1 pseudogene is annotated in these 556 nt (G+C 30.4%); it reads right to left on the bottom strand.

Annotated elements, in window-relative coordinates:
* Nucleotides 1–309: 309 nt before the first annotated feature.
* Nucleotides 310–556, bottom strand: a pseudogene (locus ABN217_RS20060) (23S rRNA pseudouridine(2605) synthase RluB); the annotation flags it as partial.

The raw sequence follows: 556 nt of genomic DNA, 5'->3' as shown, positions 1-556 counted from the left end.
AAAGTTCTAATTGATTATTGTTGATGTAGAAAACACCATTTTGTTTTTCTCTTATTGCAGGATTATCACACCCGGTTACTAAAGAGATTGTATATAGCACAGTTATCAAATAAAAATAACGATACATATTATTTTGAATACCTTATCGTTAAATATAAAATTATTAACAAATACGTTCTAATAGAATAATTATCATAAATAGATTTATAATAAAAAGAAAGTAGTCAAAAAAAAAGCGCCCTACTTTAATAGGGCACTTCTTTTTTAAAATGATATTTTAATTTAAATTAATAAATAATTATTCGAAACTTATTTATTATTTCCTGCCGATTGACGACGACTAGACGCTCTTTTTGCAGGTGACGTAGACGTACGTGCCGATATTTTAGTATGACGCTTAACCGCACGACGAATTTGATTTGCTTTAATTCGGCGTTGATCTTTTTCTACAGCAACTTTTGTCACTGTTTCGTCATTTAATTCGACAAGTTGACGCAAGTAATTAATTTGCTCTAATCCAAGTTCAACCCAACCACCACGTGGCAAACCTTTAGGT

Origin of the sequence: Proteus sp. fly-1067 (genome assembly GCF_040139345.1) — a bacterium.
GTDB classification, from domain to species: Bacteria; Pseudomonadota; Gammaproteobacteria; order Enterobacterales; family Enterobacteriaceae; genus Proteus; species Proteus vulgaris_B.
Note: the sequence above shows the minus strand (reverse complement) of the source record. Positions and strands in the feature narration are given on the sequence as shown.